Here is a 3073-nt window from a genome sequence, read left to right as displayed (position 1 = left end):
GGGGGGGGTGGGGGGGGGGGTGTGGGGGGGGTTGTTGGGGTTTTTGGTGGGGGGGTGGGGTGGTGGATGGGGGTTTGGGGGGGGTGTTTTCTGGGCCCCCCGTGGCCGTCTTTTCCCTCCCCCGCGATGGGTGGTGGTGGTGCTGCGGTGTTACTCGCCGACGCCGACGGGCTCGGCGGCCACATTGGCCGAGGTGGCCTCGGCATCGGTGGCCAGGTTCAGGCGCAGGCTGGCGCCGAGGGTGGTGTCCACGTTCGTCCAGTACTGGATGGCGCGTTCCTTGACCTCGGGGCGCGTCACGCCGCCGACGGCACCGGTGATGGTGTCGAGAAAGCGGGCCTTGGCCGCGTCGTCGAAGACGTCGCGGTAGAGCGTGCCGGCCTGGCCGAAGTCGCTGTCCTCCGAGCGCAGGGCGGCGGCGCTGCGCACCAGCGCACCGTCGCTCTCCCAGGTGCCGTCGCCCGCGAGGGCCTCGTCGGCGACGGGGCCGCCGAGCGAGTTCGGCGCGTAGACCGGGGCGCTGGCGTCGTTGAAGTGATACCGGGCGGCACCATCCTGCGAGTAGTTGTTCACCGGCGAGATCGGTGCGTTCACCGGCAGCTGGTTGTAGTTGGTGCCCACGCGGTAGCGCTGCGCATCCGGGTAGGAGAAGATGCGCGCCATCAGCATCTTGTCGGGGCTGGCCGCGATGCCGGGAACCAGGTTGGCCGGCGAGAACGCGGCCTGCTCGATCTCGGCGAAGAAGTTGCCCGGGTTGCGGTTGAGGGTGTGCGTGCCCACCTTGATCAGGGGGAAGTCACTGTGCGGCCACACCTTGGTGAGGTCGAACGGGTTGAACCTGTAGGTCTTGCCCTCTTCGTAGGGCATGACCTGCACGTGCACGTCCCAGGACGGGAAGTCGCCGGCGTCGATGGCCTCGTAGAGGTCGCGGCGGTAGTAGTCGGCGTCAGCGCCGGCGATGAGCTCGGCCTCGGCGCCTTCCATCTCGATGTTGCCCTGGTTGGAGGTGAAGTGGTACTTCACCCAGAAGCGCTCACCGGCAGCGTTGATCCACTGGTAAGTGTGCGAGCCGAAGCCGGGCATGGTGCGCCAGGAGCGCGGCAGGCCGCGGTCGCCCATCAGGTAGGTCACCTGGTGCGCGGATTCGGGCGAGAGAGTCCAGAAGTCCCACTGCATGTTCGCGTCGCGGAGGCCGGAGCCCGGCAGGCGCTTCTGCGAGTGGATGAAGTCGGGGAACTTGATGCCGTCGCGGATGAAGAACACCGGGGTGTTGTTGCCGACGATGTCGTAGTTGCCCTCGGTCGTGTAGAACTTCACCGAGAAGCCGCGCACGTCGCGCCAGGTGTCGGGGCTGCCCTGTTCGCCGGCCACGCTGGAGAAGCGCTGCAGGGTGTCGGTGCGGGCGCCGGGCTGGAACAGGGCCGCCCGGGTGTACGCGGAAACGTCGCCGGTGACCTCGAACACGCCGTGCGCTCCGCCGCCCTTGGCGTGCACGATGCGCTCCGGGATGCGCTCGCGGTTGAACTGGGCGAGCTTCTCGACCAGGTAGCGGTCGTGCAGGGCGGTGACGCCCTCGCTGCCGGCGGTGAGGGAGTGCTCGTCGCTCGGAACCGGGGTTCCGGTCTGGGTGGTGGTGGGGGGCAGTGTTGTCATGGTGCTCCTTTGTGTCGTGTGCAGGTCGTTCATGTCGTTACAGATCTGTGGATGCGGTGCCGGACTGGCAGTTCGGGCAGAGGCCCCAGAAGGTCACCTCGGCGGTCTGCACGATGAAGCCGGCGGAATCGCTGGGCGTGAGGCAGGGGGCCTCCCCCACGACGCACTCGACGTCGGTCACCGAGCGGCAGCCCGTGCAGATGAGGTGATGGTGGTTGTCGCCCACTCGCCGTTCGAACAGCGCGGCAGAGCCGGCCGGTTCGATACGGCGCACCAGGCCGGCGGTGGTGAACGCGCCGAGCACGCCGTAGACCGCCTGCAGGCTGGTGCCGGGGAGGCCGGCACTCACCGTTTCGAAGAGCTGCTCGGCGGTCGCGTGACCCGAATCGCCCAGACTGGTGAGCACGGCGAGCCGAGGGGCGGTGACCTTGAGCCCGGCGGCGCGGATCACGGAGGCGAAGCTGTGCTCCGGGGTGATCTCGGTGGATGCGGCCATGCCTCACGGTAGCAGTTGTTTTGAACTCCTCAAAACAAGACACGCCGGCCCGGCCGGGTCACAGGCCCGGCGGCACCCGGTCCTGCCAGCGCAGCTTCCGCTCCAGCTGCGCGCCGAGGGCGAGCAGGGTGGCCTCGCCGCCGGGCCGGCCGATCAGCTGCACGCCCATCGGCAGGCCGGCGGCGGACTGCGCCACGGGCAGCACGATCGCGGGCAGGCCCGAGACGTTGATCATCGAGGTGAACGGGGTGTACTGCACCTGCTGAGCGAAGTTCCGTTCGCCGTCGTGGGCGTCGTACCAGCCCACGGGCCGCGGGGTGAGCGCCAGTGCCGGGGTGAGCACGGCGTCGAAGCGGGCCAGCTGGCGGATGAGCGAGCGCTCGTACGCGGCCAGCGTCGACAACGCCTCGGCCACGGCGCGGCCGCTCAGCTCGCGGCCGCGGTGCATCAGCCACCGGGTGAGCGGCTCGAGCAGGGCCTCCTGCTCCGGGGTCTCGGCGGGGATCCGGGCGGCGCTCAGTTGCCACAGCGCCCGGAACGCCGGCGCGTAGCTCGGGTCGGGCTCCAGCGCGGTCTGCTCGAGGCCGTGCCCCATCGCGGCAAAACCGTCCACGGCCACATCGAGCGCCGCCAGCGCCTCGGGCGCCAGGCTGATCTCGTAGGCATCGTCCCAGGCCGAGGTGGTCATCACGCCGAGCTGGTAGCGACCCTCACCGCGGATGGCGGCGCCGAGCAGCTGCTCGTCTCCCCCGGGCGCCCGCACCGAGAACGGATGCTCCGGCCGGCCGCCGCCCGGCGCGACCATGGCGTCCAGCAGCAGGGCGGCATCCGCCACCGTGCGGGCCAACGGGCCGGCCACCGGCAGGCCGCCGGGCACGTCGAGGCCGCCGGCCGCCGGCACCCGGCCGCGGGACGGCTTCACCC

3 protein-coding genes are annotated in these 3073 nt (G+C 70.6%); all 3 read right to left on the bottom strand.

From position 1 onward, the window contains the following. Positions 1–150: 150 nt before the first annotated feature. Positions 151–1653: a catalase gene (locus tag ACEN2M_RS18670; RefSeq protein WP_441649644.1), complete on the bottom strand. Its 1503-nt coding sequence runs from the start codon at positions 1651–1653 to the stop codon at positions 151–153. Positions 1654–1690: 37 nt separating this feature from the next. Beyond that, positions 1691–2149 (bottom strand): Fur family transcriptional regulator, encoded by a 459-nt coding sequence (locus ACEN2M_RS18665; protein WP_441649643.1) that lies wholly within the window; start codon positions 2147–2149, stop codon positions 1691–1693. A gap of 58 nt (positions 2150–2207) precedes the next feature. Beyond that, a partial coding sequence (locus ACEN2M_RS18660) for an amidase (RefSeq protein WP_441649642.1) occupies positions 2208–3073 on the bottom strand: 866 nt, incomplete at its 5' end.

This window comes from Cryobacterium sp. W22_MBD10_FK3 (assembly GCF_052113745.1).
Lineage (GTDB): Bacteria > Actinomycetota > Actinomycetes > Actinomycetales > Microbacteriaceae > Cryobacterium.
The sequence above is the reverse complement of the archived record's forward strand: the minus strand, read 5'-3'. Positions and strand labels throughout refer to the sequence as shown.

Excerpts from the sequence above, each read along its gene's own strand:
- ACEN2M_RS18670 (WP_441649644.1), bottom strand. The coding sequence starts at position 1,653 with ATGACAACACTGCCCCCCACCACCACCCAGACCGGAACCCCGGTTCCG.
- ACEN2M_RS18665 (WP_441649643.1), bottom strand. The coding sequence starts at position 2,149 with ATGGCCGCATCCACCGAGATCACCCCGGAGCACAGCTTCGCCTCCGTG.